Annotated in this window: 20 protein-coding genes and 1 pseudogene; 13 read left to right on the top strand and 8 right to left on the bottom strand. The window is 71.2% G+C overall.

Annotated features, from left to right (window positions below; all coding sequences use genetic code 11):
* The first annotated feature begins 64 nt into the window (after positions 1 to 64).
* On the top strand, positions 65 to 529 hold the full coding sequence (locus ACWD12_RS12115; protein ID WP_450099451.1) for a hypothetical protein: 465 nt from the start codon (positions 65 to 67) through the stop codon (positions 527 to 529).
* A gap of 215 nt (positions 530 to 744) precedes the next feature.
* Positions 745 to 1,743 carry a Gfo/Idh/MocA family protein gene (locus ACWD12_RS12110; protein ID WP_450099450.1) on the top strand — a complete coding sequence of 333 codons (999 nt, stop codon included), beginning with the start codon at positions 745 to 747 and terminating at the stop codon, positions 1,741 to 1,743.
* 149 nt (positions 1,744 to 1,892) lie between these two features.
* On the opposite strand, the pseudogene ACWD12_RS12105 reads toward ACWD12_RS12110, so the two are convergent.
* From ACWD12_RS12105 to ACWD12_RS12095, 3 genes and pseudogenes are all read right to left on the bottom strand, one after another.
* Positions 1,893 to 2,142 (bottom strand): annotated as a pseudogene (locus tag ACWD12_RS12105) (S1 RNA-binding domain-containing protein); the annotation flags it as partial.
* 167 nt (positions 2,143 to 2,309) lie between these two features.
* Positions 2,310 to 3,689 (bottom strand): ammonium transporter, encoded by a 1,380-nt coding sequence (locus ACWD12_RS12100; RefSeq protein ID WP_450099449.1) that lies wholly within the window; start codon positions 3,687 to 3,689, stop codon positions 2,310 to 2,312.
* Between the two features lie 40 nt (positions 3,690 to 3,729).
* A complete protein-coding gene (locus ACWD12_RS12095; protein ID WP_450099448.1) occupies positions 3,730 to 5,091 on the bottom strand; it encodes an ammonium transporter in 1,362 nt (453 codons plus the stop codon).
* 308 nt (positions 5,092 to 5,399) lie between these two features.
* Between ACWD12_RS12095 and ACWD12_RS12090 the strand changes: the two genes are divergently transcribed.
* The 8 genes from ACWD12_RS12090 to ACWD12_RS12055 are packed head-to-tail and all read left to right on the top strand — an operon-like array spanning position 5,400 to position 12,167.
* Positions 5,400 to 6,368, top strand: coding sequence for an urea transporter (locus ACWD12_RS12090; protein WP_358359256.1), 969 nt, complete (start codon positions 5,400 to 5,402; stop codon positions 6,366 to 6,368).
* Positions 6,365 to 6,670 (top strand): urease subunit gamma, encoded by a 306-nt coding sequence (locus tag ACWD12_RS12085; RefSeq protein ID WP_358359195.1) that lies wholly within the window; start codon positions 6,365 to 6,367, stop codon positions 6,668 to 6,670. The genes ACWD12_RS12090 and ACWD12_RS12085 overlap by 4 nt, the downstream gene beginning before the upstream one ends.
* Before the next feature lie 3 nt (positions 6,671 to 6,673).
* Positions 6,674 to 7,528: a sirohydrochlorin chelatase gene (locus ACWD12_RS12080; protein WP_450099447.1), complete on the top strand. Its 855-nt coding sequence runs from the start codon at positions 6,674 to 6,676 to the stop codon at positions 7,526 to 7,528.
* A gap of 13 nt (positions 7,529 to 7,541) precedes the next feature.
* Positions 7,542 to 8,123 carry an urease subunit beta gene (locus ACWD12_RS12075; RefSeq protein ID WP_450099446.1) on the top strand — a complete coding sequence of 194 codons (582 nt, stop codon included), beginning with the start codon at positions 7,542 to 7,544 and terminating at the stop codon, positions 8,121 to 8,123.
* Positions 8,123 to 9,847 (top strand): urease subunit alpha, encoded by a 1,725-nt coding sequence (gene ureC / locus ACWD12_RS12070; protein WP_450099445.1) that lies wholly within the window; start codon positions 8,123 to 8,125, stop codon positions 9,845 to 9,847. Before ACWD12_RS12075 ends, ureC begins: the two co-directional genes overlap by 1 nt.
* A gap of 50 nt (positions 9,848 to 9,897) precedes the next feature.
* Positions 9,898 to 10,584: an urease accessory protein UreF gene (locus ACWD12_RS12065; protein WP_450099444.1), complete on the top strand. Its 687-nt coding sequence runs from the start codon at positions 9,898 to 9,900 to the stop codon at positions 10,582 to 10,584.
* Positions 10,585 to 10,611: 27 nt separating this feature from the next.
* Positions 10,612 to 11,232: an urease accessory protein UreG gene (ureG, locus tag ACWD12_RS12060; protein ID WP_358359186.1), complete on the top strand. Its 621-nt coding sequence runs from the start codon at positions 10,612 to 10,614 to the stop codon at positions 11,230 to 11,232.
* Complete coding sequence (locus tag ACWD12_RS12055; protein WP_450099443.1) at positions 11,232 to 12,167, top strand: urease accessory protein UreD; 936 nt, start codon at positions 11,232 to 11,234, stop codon at positions 12,165 to 12,167. The genes ureG and ACWD12_RS12055 overlap by 1 nt, the downstream gene beginning before the upstream one ends.
* A gap of 2 nt (positions 12,168 to 12,169) precedes the next feature.
* Here ACWD12_RS12055 and ACWD12_RS12050 read toward each other — a convergent pair whose 3' ends face one another.
* The gene (locus ACWD12_RS12050; protein ID WP_450099442.1) at positions 12,170 to 13,282 is read right to left on the bottom strand and encodes a methyltransferase; all 1,113 of its coding nucleotides are present in this window, start codon (positions 13,280 to 13,282) and stop codon (positions 12,170 to 12,172) included.
* Positions 13,283 to 13,563: 281 nt separating this feature from the next.
* On the opposite strand from ACWD12_RS12050, the gene ACWD12_RS12045 reads away from it, so the two are divergent.
* Positions 13,564 to 14,223 (top strand): MSMEG_1061 family FMN-dependent PPOX-type flavoprotein, encoded by a 660-nt coding sequence (locus tag ACWD12_RS12045; protein WP_450099441.1) that lies wholly within the window; start codon positions 13,564 to 13,566, stop codon positions 14,221 to 14,223.
* 702 nt (positions 14,224 to 14,925) lie between these two features.
* Here ACWD12_RS12045 and ACWD12_RS12040 read toward each other — a convergent pair.
* The 3 genes from ACWD12_RS12040 to ACWD12_RS12030 form a co-directional block, all read right to left on the bottom strand.
* The gene (locus ACWD12_RS12040; protein WP_450099440.1) at positions 14,926 to 15,504 is read right to left on the bottom strand and encodes a hypothetical protein; all 579 of its coding nucleotides are present in this window, start codon (positions 15,502 to 15,504) and stop codon (positions 14,926 to 14,928) included.
* Entirely contained in the window at positions 15,501 to 16,337 is an 837-nt protein-coding gene (locus tag ACWD12_RS12035; protein WP_450099439.1) for an alpha/beta hydrolase fold domain-containing protein, read from the bottom strand. Before ACWD12_RS12035 ends, ACWD12_RS12040 begins: the two co-directional genes overlap by 4 nt.
* A 187-nt stretch (positions 16,338 to 16,524) precedes the next feature.
* A complete protein-coding gene (locus ACWD12_RS12030; RefSeq protein ID WP_450099438.1) occupies positions 16,525 to 18,006 on the bottom strand; it encodes an MFS transporter in 1,482 nt (493 codons plus the stop codon).
* 345 nt (positions 18,007 to 18,351) lie between these two features.
* Here ACWD12_RS12030 and ACWD12_RS12025 point away from each other — a divergent pair, with 345 nt between their 5' ends.
* Together ACWD12_RS12025 and mgrA are read left to right on the top strand one after the other, a co-directional pair.
* Positions 18,352 to 18,981: a TetR/AcrR family transcriptional regulator gene (locus tag ACWD12_RS12025; RefSeq protein ID WP_450099437.1), complete on the top strand. Its 630-nt coding sequence runs from the start codon at positions 18,352 to 18,354 to the stop codon at positions 18,979 to 18,981.
* Positions 18,982 to 19,043: 62 nt separating this feature from the next.
* Entirely contained in the window at positions 19,044 to 20,030 is a 987-nt protein-coding gene (mgrA, locus tag ACWD12_RS12020) for an L-glyceraldehyde 3-phosphate reductase (protein WP_450099436.1), read from the top strand.
* Here mgrA and ACWD12_RS12015 read toward each other — a convergent pair whose 3' ends face one another.
* On the bottom strand, positions 20,031 to 20,480 hold the full coding sequence (locus ACWD12_RS12015; RefSeq protein ID WP_450099435.1) for an alpha/beta hydrolase: 450 nt from the start codon (positions 20,478 to 20,480) through the stop codon (positions 20,031 to 20,033).
* Positions 20,481 to 20,680 lie beyond the last annotated feature (200 nt).

The raw sequence follows: 20,680 nt of genomic DNA, 5'->3' as shown, positions 1-20,680 counted from the left end.
TCGCCCGAACCCGCGACACAGCCAGCCTCCCGCGGGGCACCGCCGTGACCGTGGACAATCGAGCATGACCAACTCCCCCGCCGCGACCGATCTCCCACTCGACCAGCTCACCGCCGCGCTGCGCGCGGGCGCGGCAGGCCACCTGCCGAGCGAGGCGGCCGTCGCCCTGCTCGTCGAGCACGACGTGTGGCCCGGCCGCGCCGACTTCCGGGCGTTCGTCGACTACACGGATGACCCCGACGTCACCGACACCCCGCTCGCGACCGTGCGCTGGAACGAGGCCGTCGACGCCCACCTGCCCGGGGCCTCCGGGGAGACGCTGATGCTGCGCATCGCGGCGAGCCTCGCCGCGGGAACCCCGGTCGCGCTTGCCGAGGTCAGCGCGCTCGGCTGGCACAGCACCGGCCTGGTGCTGCGCGCCGTCGCGCACACCAGCGGCCACCGCACGGATATTGGTGTTGCCGCCCCGGAGACCTTCGCCCCGGACGCGCCCGGAGGCTGGACCGCCGAGGACCTGCACCGCTTCTGAGCGCCGGCCCGAGGAGCGGCGCGCGCGAGCGCGGCGTCCAACAGCGCAGCGGGACCGCCCGTCCGTGAGCGGCGCGAGGCGAACCCGGTAGCCGCCAAGCCAACCAGGACTACCGTACGACGCGAGTGTCGACGACGGCCACGCACCCGACGCCTCGGTTCGCCATTGATGATGTCCCTGTCGTGAGAAGCACAGCAGCAAACAAGGGGTGGGGCATGACCGCAACCGACGAAACCGCCGACACGTTCGGCTGGGGGATCGCAGCCACCGGTTCGATAGCCGAGACCGTCGGGCGGGTGATCGCCGCCGAGCCGGGCATGCGGATCGCCGCCGTGGGGTCGCGGAGCAAGGACCGGGCCGCCGAGTTTGCCGCCAAGGTGGGCGGCGGTACGGCGTACGGCTCGTACGCCGACATGATCGCCGATCCCGCCGTCGACGCCGTCTACGTCGCCACCCCGCACGCCCAGCACCGCGCGATCGTCGAGGCGGCCATCGCCGCCCGGAAGCCCGTGCTGTGCGAGAAGCCCCTCGGGGTGACCTTCGCCGAAGCCGAGGCACTCGTCGCGCAGGCCCGGGCCGCGGACGTGTTCCTCATGGAAGCCATGTGGATGCGTTTCAACCCGCTGATTCAGCGGGTGCAGGCCACCGTCGAGTCCGGCGCGCTGGGCGAAGTCCGGTCGGTGAGTGCGTCGCTCGGGTTCCCGGTGCCGTACGTCCCGCAGCACCGGCTGTGGAATCCCGCCCTCGGCGGCGGGGCGCTGCTGGACCTCGGCATCTACCCGGTCGCGCTGGCGTACCTGCTGCTCGGCTCCCCGGACTCGATGGCCGCGGTCGGCGTACTCGGGCCGAGTGGTGTGGACGCCGAGACCGCGCTGCTGCTCGGCTGGAAGGGTGGCGCCCGCGCGATGCTCGAGACGTCGCTCGTCGGCATGCTCCCGATGACGGCCACCGTCGTCGGCACGAAGGGCCGCATCGACATCGCACCCGCCTTCCAGGAGACGACCCACATCTCCGTGTACACCTACGGCGCGGACTTCCGGCCCGCGGTGCCCGAGGAGTTCCGGATCGACTCCTCCTCCGAGGCCTACGCCGCCCAGGCCCGCGAAGTCCGCGACTGTGTGCGCGCCGGACGCGTGGAAAGCCGCATCATGCCCCTCGACGCGACGCTGGGAGTGCTGAGGATTCTGGAAGACGCGCGTAGCTCACTCGGGTGACGCGGCAGGAATCCCCCGCTGTGAAAGCCGGTGATCCCGTCCCGCTCGTCGGCCATCACGGCCACGACGCCGCCGATTCGGCCGACCCGCGCCGGTCTGACCGCTGTGTCCGTTGCGCGCGGTCACTCCGGCTGGTGGGGCGGAGTGGCTGCCTGACGGAGGGACAGGCTGATGCGGCGTCGTTCCAGGGCGATGTCGATGATCTTGACGATGGTGTGGTCGCCGACTCGGACGGCCTGTTCGGGAGTTTCGACGGGCTGCCAGGCCAGTTCGGAGATGTTGCCACGGGTCTTCCTGCGTCGCCTTGAGCGACAACGCGACGCGCCCGCGGTCCATGTCGACGTCCAGGACCTCGACGTCGACCTGCTCGCCCACCTCGACCACTTCGCAGGGGTGGTTCCCCGCACCGCAGCAGCCGCCTGCTATTCCCGTCCGGTGCCGGAAGGTCAGCGCACGCGAGCTCTGACGATCCCGGTGTTCGGCAACCCGAACCGTGCGCTGGCTTGCGCGCGGCGCTCGGCGTCGTCACCCGCTGGCGGATGGTCGGTAGGTGGTGCGGGTTGCGGCTACGCCCTTGGCGGTGGGGCGGCGTTGTCGGTTGGGACGTCGGGTTCGTGGGACGCCTGCCGGGCGAGCAGCACACGTAGTTGCCGCACGGTCTGGGTGGCGCTCCCCTTCGGTGCGGGCTCGCCGACGCCGCGGAGTGCGTCGGTGAGGTCGCGCAGGTGCAGGGTGAGCGGGGCGGAGTACGGCTGCTCCTCGTCGGGCGCCGCCGACTCGTCCCGGCGCAGGCCGACGGTCTTCTCGACCGCCACCCCGATCAGTCCGGTCATGACGAAGGAGTACAGGCCGAGGAGCAGTACCGCGACCAGTTGACTGCCCGGCAGGGTCCACGAACCGCCGTAGAAGAGGCCCTTGGTGCCGGTCACGGCTCCGGTCGCGGCGAATCCCGCGGCGATCATGCCGAACAGGCCGCCCCAGCCGTGGATGCCGACGACGTCGAGGGTGTCGTCGACGCCGAAGCGGTACTTCCAGTGCACCGCGTACGCGCCGGTCAGACCCGCGACGAAGCCGATCACCGTGGCCCACACCGGGCTGACCCCGGCGGACAGCGGCGTCATGGCCACCAGCCCGATGATGGCGCCCATGCACATGTCGACGAGGCTGACGCTGCGTGCCTGGAGGTAGCGCGGGACCGCCCAGCCGGCCATCGCCGCGCCCGCGGCGAGCTGCGTGTTGAGGAACGCGACGGTGGTCGCGCCGGGGCCGGTGAGGTACGCGCCGGCGTTGAACCCGAACCAGCCGAACCACAGCAGGGACGCGCCGATGACGACGAGCGGCATGTTGTGCGGCCGGATCGTCCGGTCGGCGAAGTCGGCCCGCTTGCCCGCGACCACCGCGAGCGCCAACCCCGCGGCGCCCGAGCCGAGTTCGACGACGGTGCCGCCGGAGAAGTCGACCGCGCCGACCTGGTCGGCGACCCAGCCGTCGGGGTCGAAGACCCAGTGCGCCATCGGCACGTAGACCAGCAGCGTCCAGACGCACACGAAGGCGACCCAGCCGGTCATCTTGGCGCGGCCCGCGATCGAGCCGCTGATGAGTGCGGTGGTGACGACCGCGAAGCTCATCTGGAACGCCGCGTGCATCACCGTGGGCACGTCGCCCGTCGTGGTGGAGACGCCGACGCCGCGCAGGAAGGCGTGTTCGAAGTTCCCGATCACGCCCAGGTCGCCCGCGTCGGGGCCGAACGCCAGGGTGTAGCCCACGGCCCACCAGAGCAGGCTGACGCAGGCGAGGCATGCGAAGCACATCTTGAGCATCGCGACGACCTGGCCGGACCTGACCATGCCGCCGTAGAAGAAGGCCAGGCCGGGGGCCATGAGCAGGACCATGGCGGTGGCCATCATGAGCCACGCGGTGTTTCCCGAATCGACCGACGGTCCCATCGTCACTCCCCCGTCCGGTGCGGCGCGCGGCCCGGGACGGTCACTTGTCGACCTCCCGCTGCGCGACGAGATCGGCGATGTCCCGCAGCAGTTCGGCGTCCGTGGGGGCGCCCGCGGTCACCGGGGCCGGCTCGGCCCCCCGGGCGGCGGCCAGGCGTTCGCGGATCTCGTCGAGGGTGGCGTCGTCGTACGCGACCTCCTCGTCCCGCCCGGGAACGTGCGCGTAGTCGTCGGCGGCGCGGAACCCGACCGTACGGTGCACCGCCTGCGCGATCAGCCAGGTGACGACGAAGGAGAAGGTGCCGCACGCGAGGATCGCCACCACCTGGCGCCACAGCAGGTCGAATCCGCCGCCGTAGAACAGGCCCTTCTTGCCGCTCATCGCCGACGTGGCGAGCAGCCCGACGGAGACCACGCCGACGATGCCACCCCAGCCGTGCACGCCGACGACGTCCAGGGTGTCGTCGACATCGATGCGGTACTTGAGGTTGACGGCGAACGCGCACACGACACCCGCGACGAAGCCGATCGCGGCCGCGCCGAGCGGCGAGACCTCGCCGCAGGCCGGAGTGATGGCGACCATGCCGGCGACCGCCGCGGACGCCACGCCGAGCATCTCGACGCGGCCCAGCCGCCACTTGTCGACCAGCGGCCAGCCGATCATCGCGGCGCAGGCGGCCAGTTGCGTGTTGAGGAAGGTCGTGGGCGCACCGCCCTCGACCTGGAGGGCCGACCCGGCGTTGAAGCCGAACCAGCCGAACCACAGAAGGGCGAGGCCGATGATGACCAGCGGCAGGTTGTGCGGGCGGACGGAACCGCGGGCGAAGTCCTTGCGCTTGCGGACCACGATCGCCACCGCGAGGCCCGCGGCCCCGGCGTTGAGTTCGACGGGCAGTCCTCCGGCGAAGTCGAGCGCGCCGAGGTCCGCGTGCACCCAGCCGTCGTCGGCGAACACCCAGTGGGCGAGCGGGACGTACACCAGGAGGGTCCACGCCACCACGAACACCAGCCAGCCGCGCATCGTCGCGCGGTCCGCGATGGAGCCGCTGACGAGTGCAACGGTGATGATCGCGAAGGACATCTGGAAGCAGGAGAACAGCAGCGTGGGCACGGTGATGCGGACGTCGTCGGCGTTCAGCGTGCGCAGGAACGCGTAGTCCAGGTTGCCGATCAGGCCGCCGCCCGCGTCGGGTCCGAACGCGAGGCTGTAGCCGACCGCGAGCCAGATCAGGGTGACCAGGCTGAGGCACGCGAAGCTCATCTTCAGCATCACCAGCACGTGCTGGGTACGCACCATGCCGCCGTAGAAGAACGCCAGGCCCGGCGTCATGAGCAGGACCATGGCGGTACTGGCCATCAGCCACGCGGTGTTCCCCGTGTTCGCGGTCGCGGCTGTGAGCATGGCGTCTCCGGTCTCGCGTCGGGCGTCGGGCGTCGGGTGTCGGGTGTCGGGTGTCGGGTGTCGGGTGTCGGGTGTCGGGTGTCGGGTGTCGCGCAGATCGAAGCGCACCGCGCGGCGGCGGCCCGCCGCGCAACGCCGCCGCCGCCGAAGATCACCCGTCCGGCGCCCGCACCGGCACGGGCCGCCCGTCCCAGAGTCCGGTTCTTCACTCCGATGGCGGCGGTTGACCCGGTGTGCGGGTGGACACCGTGACGCAGGGCGCGGCGATTCCGACCGCGTGTCCAAGGCTGCGAGGAGCGACCTTGTCCGTGACGTCCGACCGGCCCGCCCCCGCACCGCCCGGGCAGGCCACGGCGCTCGGACTGGCCTGGCTGCGCGGCGTCGCGCAGGTGGACCTGCAGTCGAGTCCGCTCACCGGTGCGGTGATCCTCGCCGCGCTGTGGGTCGCGGGCTGGGAGACGGGGCTGTTCGCGACGATCGGGACGGTCGTGTCGACGGTGGCAGCGGCCGCGCTGCGCGCCGACCGGTCCTCGATCGCCCTCGGCCTCCAGGGCTACAGCGGCTGCCTGACCGGCATCGCCCTGGTGTCGTCGCTGGGCAACCACCCGTCGACGTACATCCTGGCGGTGGTCGGCGCGGTGCTGTGCACGCTGCTCGGGGCGGCGTTGACCACGTTCCTGAAGCCGTACGGCCTGACGCCGCTGACCGCGCCCTTCTGCGTGGTGTCCGGGGTCATGGTGGTCGGCGCACCGTCGTTCTCCCGCGTCTGGCACGACGGGAGTCCGGCCGCCGTGGCGACGACGACCACAGGTGACACGGGCCTGTCGTGGTCCGACCTGTGGCATGGGTTCTTCACCAACGTCGCGCAGGTCTTCCTCGTGGACACCTGGTACGTGGGGCTGATCATGCTCGTCGGCCTGGCCCTGGCCGGGTGGCGGGTCGCCGCGTTCGCCGCCGCCGGAAGCGTGGTCGGCATCGTGGTGGCGTGGGCGCTGGGCGCGCCGACGTCGCTGATCGAGAACGGCATCTACGGCTACAACGCGGTGCTGGTGGCCATCGCGGTCGGTGCGGTGTTCCTGCCGCGCACGGTGTGGTGCGGCGCGTACGCGTTGTTCGGCGCGGCCGTCACCACCGGCCTGACCGCCGCCCTCACGTCGTTCTTCAAGCCCTTCGGCGGCCACACCTTCACCTGGCCGTTCATCCTCACCACGTGGGTGCTCATGGCCGCCGTGCCGCAGCTGCCGCGATTCTCCTCCCCGGAAAGGCCCGCACAATGAACCTGGCACCCCGCGAGATGGACAAGCTGTGGGTGTACGTCGTGGCGGACCTGGCGCGCAAGCGCCGGGAACGCGGCCTCAAGCTCAACTACAGCGAGGCGGTCGCCCTCATCACCGAGGCGATCTTGGAGGCCGCACGCGACGGCAAGTCGGTGGCGGACTGCATGGAGCTGGGCCGGCACATCGTCGGCGAGGCCGACACGATGCCCGAAGTCCGGGGAATGCTGGGCCTGTTGCAGGTCGAGGCGACCTTCGTGGACGGCACCAAGCTGGTGTCGTGCCACGACCCGATCGGCGGCTGACGCGTGGACGTCGCGGTCGTGGCGGTCGGCGGCCACGAGAGCGCCGACGGCGCGGCACTGTCCGGCACCTTCGGCGCGGGCCTGGCCGCGGTCCCGTGCGGACGCGGACTGCACCAGCACGTGAGCGCCCTCCTCCGCGACACCGATTCGCCGGTATGCGTCGTGCCGATGACGCTGGGACGCGACCCCCTCATGGTCGCGGACACCGCGCGCACACTGCTCGCGCTGCCTCGCGAGGGCCGCGAACGGGTTGTGCTCGCCGACGGGTTCGGTACCACCGAACACCTGACCGGGTGGCTGCGGGCCGCCGCGTCGCGGGTGCCGGCCGAGCACGGGCTGCTGGTCGCCGCGCCGGCCGGCGACGCGTACGACGACGCCGAACTGTTCCGCGTCGCCCGTCTGGTCTGGCAGTACGGCAGGCACCGGATCGTCGAGGTCGCCCTCCTGGGCGGTGACCCGGATCCGGAACGCGGCGTCGAGCGCTGCCGCGCCCTCGGGGCCGCGCAGGTAACGGCACTGGCGGCGTCGTTCGTGGCGCCCGGGCTGCCCGACGCGCAGCCGCTGCTCTCCCCGGCCGCGGCCGCCCGGGTGTTGGCGGCGCGCGTCGACGCCGCGCTGCGGCGCATGCGGTCGGCCGGCGACGACGGCATCGGGTCCGCGCTGCGGGCCGCCGACCACCACGGGACGTCGCACAGCCACGGCGACGGGCACGGGCACGCGCACGGCCACGCCGACCCGCATGCGCACGCGCACTCACACGGCCACGCCGACGCGTACGCACACAGCCACGATCACGCACACGCCCACCCGCACCGCCACGACCGCGCCGCGCCCGCTCCCGTTTCCCCCGTCTCCTAGGAGCCCGGATCCCATGGTGTTTCGACAGCAGTACATCTACGGCGACGACCCGATCGAGCTGAACGCCGGCCGCCGCACCCTGACCGTCTCGGTGGACAACACCGGGGACCGGGCCGTCCAGGTGGGCTCGCACTACCACTTCTTCGAGGTCAACTCGGCGCTGTCGTTCGACCGTTCGGCGACCGTCGGGATGCGCCTGAACATCGCGGCGGGCACCTCGGTGCGCTTCGAGCCGGGCGGGACCCGCGAGGTCGAGCTGTGCGAGTTCGGCGGTACTCGCCGCCTGGTCGGGTTCAGCGGGTTGCTCAACGGCAGCGTCGTCTCATGGGCGGCCCGCGCGGAGGCCGCCCGCAGGGCGGTGGAACGCGGCTTCGCCGGCGCCACGGCCACGGTCCCCGACCCCGAGCCGCCCACCGTCCCCGCGAAGAAGGCGACCGCCAAGACGTCCGCCACGAAGACCGCCGCCAAGAAGGCCCCAGCCACCAAAGCCGTGACCGCCAAGGCCACGGCCAAGAAGAGCGCGGCCAAGAAGACCGCACCCAAGCCCGCACCCAAGAAGTCCGCAGCCAAGTCCGCCAAGAAGGGTGCGCGCTGATGCCCGTCATCCCCCGCAAGCAGTACACCGACATGTTCGGCCCCACCGTCGGCGACCGGTTCCACCTCGCCGACACCAATCTCGTCGTCGAGGTCGAGAAGGACTTCAACCAGGGCTTCTATGGCGAGGAGGTCGTGTACGGCGGCGGTAAGACCATGCGCGACGGCATGGCCGCCGACCCGCAGGCCACCTGCGCGCAGGGCGCCCTGGACACCGTCATCACCAACGTCGTCGTGCTCGACGCGGTGGTCGGCGTCGTCAAGTGCGACATCGGCATCAAGAACGGCTTCATCGTCGGCATCGGCAAGTCCGGCAACCCGCAGACCCAGAACGGCGTCGACCCGCGGCTGGTCGTCGGCCCCGGCACCGAGGCCATCTCCGGCGAGCACCTGATCGCCACCGCCGGAGCCATCGACACCCACGTCCACCTGATCTCGCCGCAGCAGGCCCAGCAGGCGCTGAGCAACGGCATCACCACCCTCATCGGCGGCGGCACCGGTCCCAGCGACGGCACCAACGGCACGACCTGCACGCCCGGCCCGTACAACCTCGGGCTCCTGCTCCAGGCCGTCGAGGACATGCCGGTCAACATCGGCATCATGGGCAAGGGCAACGGCAGCCTGCCCGGTGCGCTCACCGAGCAGGTCGAGGCCGGGGCCTGCGGGCTGAAGGTCCACGAGGACTGGGGCTCGACGCCCGCCGTAATCGACAACGCGCTGGCGGTCGCGGACGAGTACGACATCCAGATCTCGATCCACACCGACACCCTCAACGAGGGCGGCTTCTTCGAGGACACCCGGGCCGCGATCGGCGGTCGTACGATCCACACCTTCCACAGCGAGGGCGCCGGCGGCGGGCACGCACCGGACATCATCCGGGTCGCGGGCGAGCCGAACATCCTGCCCTCGTCCACGAACCCGACGCTGCCGTACACCGTCAACTCCGTCGACGAACTCCTCGACATGGTGATGGTGTGCCACCACCTGTCCCACGACATCCCCGAGGACGTCTCGTTCGCGGACAGCCGGGTGCGCGCCGAGACGATCGCCGCCGAGACCGTCCTGCACGACCTCGGGGTGATCAGCATCTTCTCCTCCGACTCGCAGGCCATGGGCCGCATCGGCGAGTCGGTGACGCGCGCGTTCCAGACCGCGCACCACTGCAAGGACCAGCGCGGCAAACTCGCCGAGGACAGCGAACGCAACGACAACGCGCGGGTGTTGCGCTACCTCGCGAAGCTCACCATCAACCCGGCCATCGCCTGCGGGGCGAGCGACCACATCGGCTCCATCGAGGCGGGCAAGCTCGCCGACATCGTGCTGTGGCCGATCAACTCCTTCGGTGCCAAGCCCAAGATGGTGATCAAGGGCGGGCTGATCTCGTGGGCCCAGATGGGCGACCCGAACGCCTCCCTGCCCACCCCGCAACCGGTCTACTACCGCCCGATGTTCGCCCAGCTCGGCCGCGCGATGCAGAGCACGCACGTCACCTTCATGTCGCAGGCCGGGATCGCCAACGGCGTGCCCGCCAAGCTGGACCTGAAGCGCCGGGTGCTGCCGGTCTCGCGCACCCGCACCGTCGGCAAGCGCGACATGGTCCGCAACGACGCGCTCCCGCACGTCGAGGTCGACCCGGAGACGTACAAGGTGACCCTGGACGGCGAGGTGGCCACCATCGCACCCGCCCGCTCGCTCCCGCTCAACCAACTGTTCTTCCTGGCCTGAGCCGCGTGTACCAGGACGCCGACACGACGTACGGACCGGGACCGGGGGCCATGTCCCTCAGTCCCCTCCTGGTCCAACTCCAGCTGACCGACTCCGCGTTCCCCAGCGGCTTCTACACGCTCTCGCACAGCCTGGAGGGCTTTGCCCAGGCCCGCGCGGTCACCCCCGACACGCTCGCCGACCTGCTCGCCGACCTTCTGCGGCACGGTGTCGGCCCCGGCGACGCCACCGCGCTGGCGCTCGCGCACCGGGCGGCGAGCGCGGCCGACTGGCCGCGAGTGCGTGCGGTCGACGAACGCCTGTACGCGTCCAAGCTGAACCGCGGCATGCGGCTCGCGGCCACGCGTACCGGCAGGCAACTCGTCGACCTGGCCGCCGAGGTCTTCGCCAGGCCCGGCATCGGGGAGTACGCGGCCCTGGTCGCCCGGCGCGAGACCCCCGGCACCCAGGCAGTCGCCGCGGGCGTCGTGTACGCCGCCACCGACGTCCCGGTGGAACAGGCCGTCATAGCGGACTTGTTCGCGTTCTGCGCGAGCTTCGCCGGGGCCGCCCTGCGGCTGCGGCTGACCGACCACCGCCGCGCCCAGGTGCTGCTGCGCGGCGCGGCCGAGGTCATCGAGGAGGTCGGTCGCGCCGCGCTCCGCCGCGACCTCGCCGACCTGGGCGGGCACACCTTCGCCGCCGACGTCATGTCCGGACGCCACGAGCGGGCCGAGGCCCGCCTGTTCGCCACCTGAACCACCCGCAATCTTCGGAGGAGAACCATGGACGACAACGTGCTGCGCGTCGGTATCGGCGGGCCGGTCGGTTCCGGTAAGACCGCGCTCATCGAGGCACTCGTGCCGATCCTGATCGAACGCGGGCACCGGCCCGCCGTCATCACCAACGACATCTACACCCAGGAGGACGCCCAGCACGTGCGGCGCACCCTCGACGGCGTCCTCGCCCCCGAGCGCGTCGTCGGCGTCGAGACCGGCGCCTGCCCGCACACCGCGGTACGCGACGACCCCACCATGAACCTCGCCGCGGGCGCCGAGATGCTGGAGCAGTTCCCGGACGTCGACACGCTGTTGTACGAGAGCGGCGGCGACAACCTCACCCTGACCTTCAGCCCGGCCCTGGTCGACATGTTCGTGTTCGTGGTCGACACGTCCGAGGGCGAGAAGATCCCGCGCAAGCGCGGCCCCGGCATCACCGAGTCCGACCTGCTGGTCATCAACAAGATCGACATCGCCAAGTACGTGCGCTGCGACCTGGGCGTCATGGAGTCCGACGCGCACCGCGTACGCGAGGGCCGCCCGGTCGCGCTCACCGACTGCCTCACCGGACACGGCCTGGCCGAGATCGCCGACTTCCTCGGGACCCGCCGCAAGGTCCTGCGCTGATGCCCTCCCCCACCGTGGACCGGCTAAGCCCCGAGTACTTCGAGCCCGCACGCGTGCCCCCGCGGCTCGCCGCGCTCGCCGGCCCGCCGGACACACTCCCCTCCGGTTCGCCGGCCAAGGTGGGCATCCTCGACCTCGCCTTCGAACACCAGGCGGGGCGGACCGAGTTGGTGGGCCGCTACCAGAAGTCGCCCCTGCAACTGATGCGCCCGCTGTACGTCGATCCGCACCTGCCGGACATGGCGTTCGTGTACGTCATGGCCACCGGCGGCGGCATCGCCCAGGCCGACCGCTACCGCATGGACGTGCGCTGCGGACCGGACACCCGTGTGCACGTCACCACGCAGGCCGCGACCAAGGTCTACGGAATGGAGCACGACTACGCGACGCAACTGGTCCGACTCACCGCGGAACCCGGCTCCTACGTAGAGTACCTGCCCGACCCGCTGATCCCCTTCGCGCGGGCGCGCTTCTACCAGCACACCTCGGTGACGGTCGCTCCAGGCGCGACCGCGGTGGTCGGGGAGACCGTCGCCGCGGGCCGCCTGGCCCGGGACGAGCGGCACGCGTACCACCACTTGGCCACCGACCTGGAGTTCCGCCGCCCGGACGGCGCGCTCCTGGCCGTCGACACCCTCCGCCTGGAGGCCGGCGCGGCCGCGGGGCCGGCGGTACAGGCCGGGCACGACCACGTGTCCTCGCTGTTCGTGGTGACCGACCGTGCCGCACCCAAGGAGATCGCCGACGCCCTGCACGCGGCACTGGCGTTCCTGGAACTCCCTTACGGCGTCAGCATCCTGCCGCACGACTGCGGGGCATGGATCCGGATCCTCGGCGACAGCCCGCCGAGGATCGCGGAGGCGCAGCATGCCGCCTGGTCCTCGGTCCGGCGCCTGCTGACCGACGGTCCGGTCCCCGACCTGCGCAAGCCCTGACCTCAGCGCACCGCCAGACGCCACAGGGAAGTCGTCTCGCGGGCCCTGGCGGCGTGAAGCGGGTCCGCGGCGTCCCGCGCCCGCGGATGCCGGGGAGCCGTGTCGAGCCGCCCCACCACCTCCAGGCCCGCCGCCTCGATGAGGGCCAACAGGTCGGCACGGCTGCGCAGCCCGAGGTGTTCGGCCAGGTCCGACAGCACCAACCAGCCCTCCCCGCCCGGTTCGAGGTGTACGGCCAGCCCGGTCAGGAAGCTCCGCAGCATCACCCCGTCGGCGTCGTAGACGCCCTGCTCCACCGTGGAGTTCGGCCTCCCGGGCAGCCAAGGCGGGTTGCAGACGACGAGGTTCGCGCGTCCCGCCGGGAAGAGTCCGGGATCCGCCACGTCGATGCGGTCCGCGAAGCCCAGGCGGCGTACGTTCTCCCGTGCGCAGGCCAGCGCACGCGCGCTGATGTCGGTCGCCACAACACGCGCCACGCCCCGCTTCGCCAGGACGGCGGCCAACACCCCGGTCCCGGTGCCCAGGTCGAAGGCGACAGCGCCGCCGGGAAGCGGCGCCTGTGCGACCAGGTCCACGTACTCCCCGCGCACCGGCGAGAACACTCCATAGTGCGGATGCACCCGTGCGCCGAGCGCCGGGACCTCCACGCCGCGTCGCCGCCACTCGTGGGCCCCGATGACACCGAGCAGCTCGGTCAACGAGACGGCCGTCGGCCCGGACGGCGGACCGTACGCCTCGGCGCACGCTTCCCGCACGTCGGGGGCACGCCGCAGATCCAGACCGTGACCGGCGTCCAACCGCACCAGGAGCCGCCCCAGCACCCGCGCCCGGTGCCGACGGGCCCGGCGGTGCAGATGAAAGGATTCCGCCGGGCTGCCACCGCCGCGAGGAACCTTGCGGTCGATGCGCCGGGCCATGGCCTGCATCAGCTGGCGCGCGTTGTGAAAATCGCCGCGCCACAAAAGAGCCGTGCCCTCGCAGGCAAGCCGGTACGCGGTGTCGGCTTTCGTACTGTCGTCCGCCACGACGACCCGCCGCGGCGGCGGCGCCGCGTTCTCGGAATGCCAGCCTGCGGTGCAGGAAGTCTCGGCTTCGGTCCAGCAGATCGTGGACACGGTGTACTCCTCGTGATCGAACGTGCAAGGGCACGAAGAGCACTTCGACGAGGAGCGGCCTCCGTGGCCTGTGCCGTGGCACAGACCGATGCGTCGTACTCGGCCTACCGCTCCCGCATCGAAGCGCGGGGGCGGGAGTCACCGAGAACCATGGCGAACGTCATGACCAGTCCCTTCCGAGAGACCACGACACTCGCACACCTGTATCTCCCAGGCAACCAGCAAGTAGCCATCCTGCGTGCCACCGACCACAAGATCGACAGCCCGTTAGGGTCGGTTCCATGACGACCTCCCTCGCCGGCAGCGCATACGACTCGCTCCGCCTCGACGCCGTGTCCGACCAGGAGACGCTGCGCCGGGTCTACGAACTCCCCAGTGCCGCGGCCGTGCGCAAGCAGATGGCCGAACTCACCGACCAGACACGGCGGTTGATCGCATGCTCGGCACTTGTCCTGGTCGCCAGCACGGACGCCGAAGGCAACTGCGACGTCTCCCCGCGCGGCGGCCCCCCGGGGTTCGTCGCCGTGCTGGACTCACGGACCGTGGCGATACCGGACGCGACCGGCAACAAGCGTCTGGACACCCTGCAGAACGTCATAGCCACCGGACGGGCCGGACTGCTGTTCGTCATCCCGGGCCGCACCACAACGCTCCGGGTGAACGGTCGGGCCTGCGTCTCCACCCGCCCGGAACTGCTGTCGCAGCTGACCGCCGTGGGCAAGCCGCCGGCCAGTGCGCTTGTGCTGGGCATCGACGAGGTCTACCCCCACTGCCCCAAGTCCCTCCTGCGCAGCGGGGCATGGAAGCCCGAGCAGTGGCTGCCCGAGGACGCCCAGCCGACCTCGGCCGAAGTAACCCTGGCCCAGCTGCGGATACCGGAGCTCACGATCACCGACATCGAGCGGGCCGAGGCCGACTCGCTGAAGTACCGCTACGAGTAGGGCCCACGCGCAGCTGAACAGCCAGTCCGCCGGGTCGGGGCCAAGGCCCCAGCTCGAAGTGTTCCCGTCGACGCCCGCAACGCTCCGCCCGGCGCCGGACCGCCATCCAAGCCGCCAGATCGGCCAGCGCCCCGTGGACCTCCACCGCCTCCCCCGCCCCAACGCGCCTTCACCGTGTCCACCACCGTGGCAAGGCAAAAGCGACCCGGCCGACCCCAGCCCCGGACCCACAACCCGAGGACCGCTTCCGCCCGCGTCCGTGCCCCAGACCCACGGGCCGGTTAAGCCCGTGTCGGTGCTGCACACCCACGGCCGGTTAAGCCCGTGTCGGTGCCCCACCCCCACGCGGCCGGAGGCCGCCGGAAGGTGTCGGTATGTCTCCGTGATCGACGAGCACAGCGAGGAGAGCGGCCGGAGGCCGCCAAGCAGACTTTCCTGCGCCGGAGTGAGCGCCAGCGAACGCAGGTGAAGGAAAGTCAGCGGTCGGAGTGCACATTTTCGTGACGGAGCGAGGAACGAGCGCAGTCACGAAAATGGGTGCTACGGCCGCACTCAAACAAAAGCGCCCACCCCTACCAAGACCTGACCAACCCCGAGAAAGGGCGTCAGCCACCCCGGGACCAGGGGTTCACCACCCCCGAAACCAGGCGTGAACCGCCCCCCGAAACCATGGGTCAACCGACCCGACCCCGCCCCCAGGCCTTACCCCAGCCCCTCACCACCCCCCTCTCCCACAACCCCCGGCACAATCCGGTAATCCCGCATGAACACCAGATTGTGCAACTCCGCAGCAGCAATCCCGCGCAGAACCGGAAGTTCGGCAGCGGCCTGCTCCTCCGTGAACACATTCAGCGGCCACTGCCCGACGGTCCCGCCCTGTAGGTGCGGGTGGTGGAACCCGGCCCCGTACACGGCATGTAGCAGGACCGGCGCAAGCCCCGCCGCACGCTGCTCAGGCCAGCCGAGTTCCCACCGCGCCTCCACCCCGCCAACCGCACCACCGCTCCCACCTCCGCCAATCTCACCCCCGCCAATCTCGCTCCCGCCCCGGCCCCCCACCACCCGCCGGACCCCCGTCGCGGTGATCTCCCCCGTCCCAAGAAGCAGTTCGCTGTTCATTTCCGCAAGGGCCAGCCGCGCATAGGGGTCGATCAGCCGCACCGCATCCGAGAACAAGCGCTCTTTCCCCCGCCTCGTCCGCTCAACAGCACCAGGCTCCTGCCCGTGCGTACCGTCGCGTAGATCGGCGAAGTGACGCAGGAGCGATGAATAGTGGTTCATCGTGCACTCCCATCGAACTGCCGGACATTGCGAATTTCCTCGTAGGCCACGCCCACCTGTCGCCGGAACTCCGGCGAGCCGAGGAACGCACCGTGCCCGACACCAGGCAATTCGTGCAGGGTCACCGACACACCGGCGGCCACAAGCGCATGCGCGTACGCCCGTACGTCGTCGACAACCGGGTCCAGCGCACCGACGACAAGAGCGGCGGGCGCCACACCCGCAACGTCCGTCGCCTCCGCCGGGGTGCTGTAGCCCGCGACCTCGCGCCCCGGACCGCCGCCGGTCCCCCGGCCTCCGCGGTACGCGCGCCACGCCGCCGCCAAGTCCGAGCGCCGCGGAAACGCCTCCGGGTCGCGGTGGTACGACGCCGCCCCGCGCGCCGGGTCGATCGGCGGGTACGCGAGCACCTGCCCAGCCAGCGGCAGACCCGCGTCCCGGCGTACCAGCGCCGCGGAAGCGGCGAGCGTGGCCCCCGCGCTGTCGCCGCCGACCACGACCGGGGCGCCGCCCGCTCGTTCGTGGGCCCATGCCACTGCCGCCAACACGTCCGCCAGAGGCGCGGGATGCGGATGCTCGGGGGCGAGGCGGTAGTCGACGCCGACCACGGTCGCACCGGTGAGCGACGCGAGGTGCGCAAGCGCGGGATGCCACTCGGCCACCGAACCGGAGTGCCAACTGCCGCCATGGGCCCAGACCAGGACACCCGGCGCACTCGAGCCCGCCACGCCGACCGGGCCTGCCGCGCCGGAACCGGACCGGTAGACGCGGGCAGGGACTTCGTGGTCGCCCGCGGGGATCACGGCCGACTCCCAGGAGACGTTGTACGGCATCACAAGATTTCCTTCCGTCACCGACGGTCCGAGGCTGGGACCAAGACGGAGCCCAACGACAGGGACCAAAGACAGGCAGGTCACATGAAGCAACCGGCATGACAAAGAAGTTGAACTGACGCCGGCGCGATGGGGTGGGGGTCCGCCGACCCGCCCACCCCATCGCCTCCAGCCACGCAAGCCGCCGTCACGCGATCGGCTCGCCGCCCCTGCCGCCGCCCCGCCCGGCACCACCGTCGACACCGCCACCGACGCCGCTCGCACCGGCACGCGCCGCACTGCCCGCAACACCCCGCCAGGTACCCCGCCCGCCGAGGAACAGCCCGGCCAGCACCGCCCCCGCGAGCACCAGCACCGCGTTGACCAGGATCGCCGTCGTGACGCCCGACAGAACAGCGTCCGCACCGGTACGCGCCCCCATCGCCGCCGTGGCGATCGCACTCATCACCGGGATGCCGAGCGTGATGCCGACCTGCTGCGTCATGGTGGCGAGCCCGGTGGCCAACCCCTGTTCGTCGTCCGGGAGTCCGGAGGTCGCGGTGACCATGAAGCCCACGATCACGAGCATGTTGCCGACACCGCCGACGAACGTGGCAACCAGCAGCAGCCAGATCCACGCGCCCGACGTCCCGAGCGCCACGAGGGCAAGCGTGGCCACGGCCTGCACCACGCCGCCGCCGACGATCGTCGACCGGTTGCCGAACCGCCCGACCGCACGGCCGCCGAGCGTGCCGCCCAGCACCGTCCCGATCCCCAGGACACCGAACGCGAGACCGGTGGCGAGCGGCGAGTAGCCCAGAACTTCCTGGAGGTAGAGCGTCAGCAGGAACACGAGGGACGTTTCGGTCACGAAGGCGACTAGCCCCGCCCAGTTGCCCCAGATCACGTTGCGGCGCTTCAGCACACGCGTCGGCACCAGCGGCTCCGTGGCCCGGTCCTCGACGAACCAGAAGCCGACCAGCAGCGCGAGGCCGACGACCAGCGAAACCAGGGTGGTCGGCGTCGTCCAACCGTGCTCACCGGCTTGCGTAAGTCCGAACACCAGCAGGAGCAGTCCGCCGGTAACGGTGATGGCGCCGGGTATGTCGAGCTTGGGCCGCCGCGCCGGACGGGAGTCGGTGATGACGGACGGCGCGAGGGCCACGATCAGCGCCGCGACCGGAACGTTGATGAAGAACGCCCAGCGCCACGACAGCAGGTCGGACAACAACCCGCCCAGGATCGCGCCCGCGGTGAACCCCGCGGACATGAGGGCTCCGTTGAGGCCGAGTGCCCGCTCGCGCAGCGGCCCTTCCTTGAACGCCGTGGTCAACAGCGCCAATCCGGCCGGAGTCACGGCCGCCGTGGCGAGACCTTGCAGAACACGCGCGACGAGCAGGACCTCGGGCGACGTGGCGAGTCCGCCGAGCGCCGAGGATAGTCCGAGGACGGCCATGCCGCCGATGAACAGGCGCTTGCGTCCGACGAGATCGGCGATGCGGCCGAACAAGAGCGTGAAGCCGGCCGCCGCGAGGGCGAACGAGGTGGCGATCCACTGCAGATTGGCGAGCGAGAAGCCCAGGCCCTCTCCGACAGCAGGCAGTGCGACGTTCAGAATCGAGAAGTCGACGGCGACCATGAACTGGGCGCCCAGCAGCAGGGTCAGCACGAGCTTCTGACGCCCCGTCATGCGGACCGCCCCAGGCGACCCGGGTGTTCCTGGCGAGCCGGGTATCTCCGGTACCCCAGCCCCAACGGGCGCGGAAGCCGCCGCAGGCGTCGCCGCGGCCTGAGGGCTGGTGTGTGTGGACGTTGTGGACATGGCGGGATCTCCCATTCGGGCAGGTCGGAAGTCGGGGTGCCGGGATCCGAGTCGAATGCACCCGGCCGCACAAGCGGCCAGGCACTGGTACCAAGCACCAAGCACCAAGCACCAAGCACCAAGCGAAACTAGAGCCCTTAACGGTCCTGGCGTCCCGTTAAGGTAGGATCACCGTAACACCATCGAGCGACTTAATGGAACAGGAGTCCCGTTATGACTTCCGACGTCGAGCCGGGCACCACTCGCCCCGGCGGACGTACCGCGCGCGTACGCGAGGCCGTGCTGCGCGCCGCGGGCGACGCTCTTGCCGAACACGGCTTCGAACGCCTCGACCTGGCCGACGTCGCACGGCGCGCCGAGGTCGGCAAGACCACGGTGTACCGGCGCTGGTCCACGACCACCGGCCTCGTCGCCGACCTGCTCGCCGACATGGCCGAGCAGTCCGTCTCCCGCAGCGACACCGGTACGCTGCGCGGCGACCTGCGCGAGAACGCCCGCCTCGTGGTGCGCACCCTGACCGACCCCCGGCAAGGGCCGCTGTTCAAAGCCGTCATCGCGGCCGCGACCTGCGACGAACGCACGGCCGAGGCGCTGCGCCGCTTCTACGCGACGCGCATCACCGAGTGGGCGGGGTGCGTCGACCAGGCCGTCGCACGCGGGGAGATCCCGGCGGACACCGACGGCCGCGAGGTGATCCGCGCCGTCTCGGCTCCCCTCTACTACCGTCTCCTCGCGAGCGGCGACCCCCTCGACGAGGCGAGCGCCGACCGCGCGGCAGACGCGGCCCTCGCCGCCACACTCGCGGGCGTCTACACCGCCGACACCCCCGACACGGCCACCTGACCTGCGGCGGCCGCGCGCTCCGCGCCGGATACGTTGGGATCCCGACCAGGAGGATGTGCTTCATGACCGGCTTCGCCGACGACCGCTACGACAAGATGGCGTACCGCCGCACCGGGCGCAGCGGCCTCAAGCTGCCCGAGATCAGCCTCGGCCTGTGGCAGAACTTCGGCGACGAGAAGCCGCTCGCCAACTCCCGGGCGATCCTGCGCCGTGCCTTCGACCTCGGTGTCACGCACTTCGACCTCGCCAACAACTACGGCAAGCCGTACGGCTCGGCGGAGACCAACTTCGGCCGCATCCTGCGCGAGGACTTCCACGGCCTGCGCGACGAACTGGTGATCTCCACCAAGGCGGGCTGGGACATGTGGCCGGGCCCGTACGGCGACCTCGGCTCCCGCAAGTACCTCACCGCGAGCCTCGACCAGAGCCTGCGCCGCATGGGCCTCGAGTACGTCGACATCTTCTACTCCCACCGCCCCGACCCCGACACGCCGCTCGACGAGACGATGGGCGCGCTCGACCGCGCCGTCCGCCAGGGCAAGGCGCTTTACGTCGGGATCTCCTCGTACACGGCCGAACAGACCCGCGAGGCGGTGCGCATCCTGCGAGACCTCGGCACGCCGCTGCTCATCCACCAGCCGGCGTACTCGATGCTGAACCGCTGGATCGAGCCCGACCTGATCGACGTGCTGGGCGACGAAGGCGTCGGGTGCATCAGCTTCTCGCCGCTCGCGCAGGGCCTGCTCACCGGCCGCTACCTGGAGGGCATCCCGGAGGGATCTCGCGCGACGCAGTGGTACTCGCTCTCCGCGGACCGCGTCACGGAGGAACTGCGCGCAAAGCTGCGGGCGTTGAACGACCTCGCCGCCAAGCGCGGCCAGACGCTCGCGCAGATGGCCGTCGCCTGGGTGCTGCGCGACCCGCGGATGACGTCCGCGCTCATCGGTGCGAGCAGCGTCGCGCAGTTGGAGGAGAACCTCGCCGCCCGCCGCAACCTCGACTTCGCGGACGACGAACTCGCCGCCATCGAAGCACTGCTGGCTTCCTGATCAGCCGAGGAGGAGCAGGCGCCGGAGCCGGCGCGTGCGGGCGTCGCGGGCGTCCCGGCTGATCGCCGCCTCCGGCGCAATGCCGTCGAAGCCGTGGTAGCCGCCCGACCACACGTGCAGTTCCGCCTGCCCGCCCGCCTGCAAGATCGCGTTCGCGTACGCCACGTCCTCGTCCCGGAACACGTCGGCCGAGCCGACGTCGATGTACGCGGGAGGCACCCCGGACAGGTCGGCCGCCCTGCCGGGTACCGCGTAGGGCGGCGGGTCGTCGGCATCCCGGACATCGCCGAGCGGATCGACGCCCAGTTCGTCCGCGTGCCGCACCATCCAGACGAGTCCCGCGTGGCAGTCGTCCAGCGGGGCCGGATACCGGACTTGCGGCGCCAGACGGTATTCGCCGGAGATGACGGCGAGTTGCAGCGGAAGGATCCACTCCCGGACTCTTGCCACTCGGCCAGGTTGTCCGGGGTCAGCGACTCGCGCGGCCCATCGCCCGACAACGACAGGGCCCGCAGCGCGACGCCGAGTTCGGGATCGAACGGCGGCACGGGCAGGCGGGACGCCTCCCACTCGTCCGACTCGTTCCCCGCTCCCCGCTCCTCATGCCTGCGGTGGTTGCCGCCGCCGTCATCGCTGCTGTCGCGTTCGCC

This window comes from Streptodolium elevatio, assembly GCF_053592165.1.
Note: the sequence above shows the minus strand (reverse complement) of the source record. Positions and strands in the feature narration are given on the sequence as shown.

Excerpts from the sequence above, each read along its gene's own strand:
- ACWD12_RS12100 (WP_450099449.1), bottom strand. The coding sequence starts at position 3,689 with ATGGGACCGTCGGTCGATTCGGGAAACACCGCGTGGCTCATGATGGCC.
- ACWD12_RS12045 (WP_450099441.1), top strand. The coding sequence starts at position 13,564 with ATGACGACCTCCCTCGCCGGCAGCGCATACGACTCGCTCCGCCTCGAC.
- ACWD12_RS12035 (WP_450099439.1), bottom strand. The coding sequence starts at position 16,337 with ATGCCGTACAACGTCTCCTGGGAGTCGGCCGTGATCCCCGCGGGCGAC.
- ACWD12_RS12065 (WP_450099444.1), top strand. The coding sequence starts at position 9,898 with ATGTCCCTCAGTCCCCTCCTGGTCCAACTCCAGCTGACCGACTCCGCG.
- mgrA (WP_450099436.1), top strand. The coding sequence starts at position 19,044 with ATGACCGGCTTCGCCGACGACCGCTACGACAAGATGGCGTACCGCCGC.
- ACWD12_RS12055 (WP_450099443.1), top strand. The coding sequence starts at position 11,232 with ATGCCCTCCCCCACCGTGGACCGGCTAAGCCCCGAGTACTTCGAGCCC.
- ACWD12_RS12025 (WP_450099437.1), top strand. The coding sequence starts at position 18,352 with ATGACTTCCGACGTCGAGCCGGGCACCACTCGCCCCGGCGGACGTACC.
- ACWD12_RS12115 (WP_450099451.1), top strand. The coding sequence starts at position 65 with ATGACCAACTCCCCCGCCGCGACCGATCTCCCACTCGACCAGCTCACC.
- ACWD12_RS12040 (WP_450099440.1), bottom strand. The coding sequence starts at position 15,504 with ATGAACCACTATTCATCGCTCCTGCGTCACTTCGCCGATCTACGCGAC.
- ureC (WP_450099445.1), top strand. The coding sequence starts at position 8,123 with ATGCCCGTCATCCCCCGCAAGCAGTACACCGACATGTTCGGCCCCACC.
- ACWD12_RS12085 (WP_358359195.1), top strand. The coding sequence starts at position 6,365 with ATGAACCTGGCACCCCGCGAGATGGACAAGCTGTGGGTGTACGTCGTG.
- ACWD12_RS12075 (WP_450099446.1), top strand. The coding sequence starts at position 7,542 with ATGGTGTTTCGACAGCAGTACATCTACGGCGACGACCCGATCGAGCTG.
- ureG (WP_358359186.1), top strand. The coding sequence starts at position 10,612 with ATGGACGACAACGTGCTGCGCGTCGGTATCGGCGGGCCGGTCGGTTCC.
- ACWD12_RS12095 (WP_450099448.1), bottom strand. The coding sequence starts at position 5,091 with ATGCTCACAGCCGCGACCGCGAACACGGGGAACACCGCGTGGCTGATG.
- ACWD12_RS12030 (WP_450099438.1), bottom strand. The coding sequence starts at position 18,006 with ATGACGGGGCGTCAGAAGCTCGTGCTGACCCTGCTGCTGGGCGCCCAG.
- ACWD12_RS12110 (WP_450099450.1), top strand. The coding sequence starts at position 745 with ATGACCGCAACCGACGAAACCGCCGACACGTTCGGCTGGGGGATCGCA.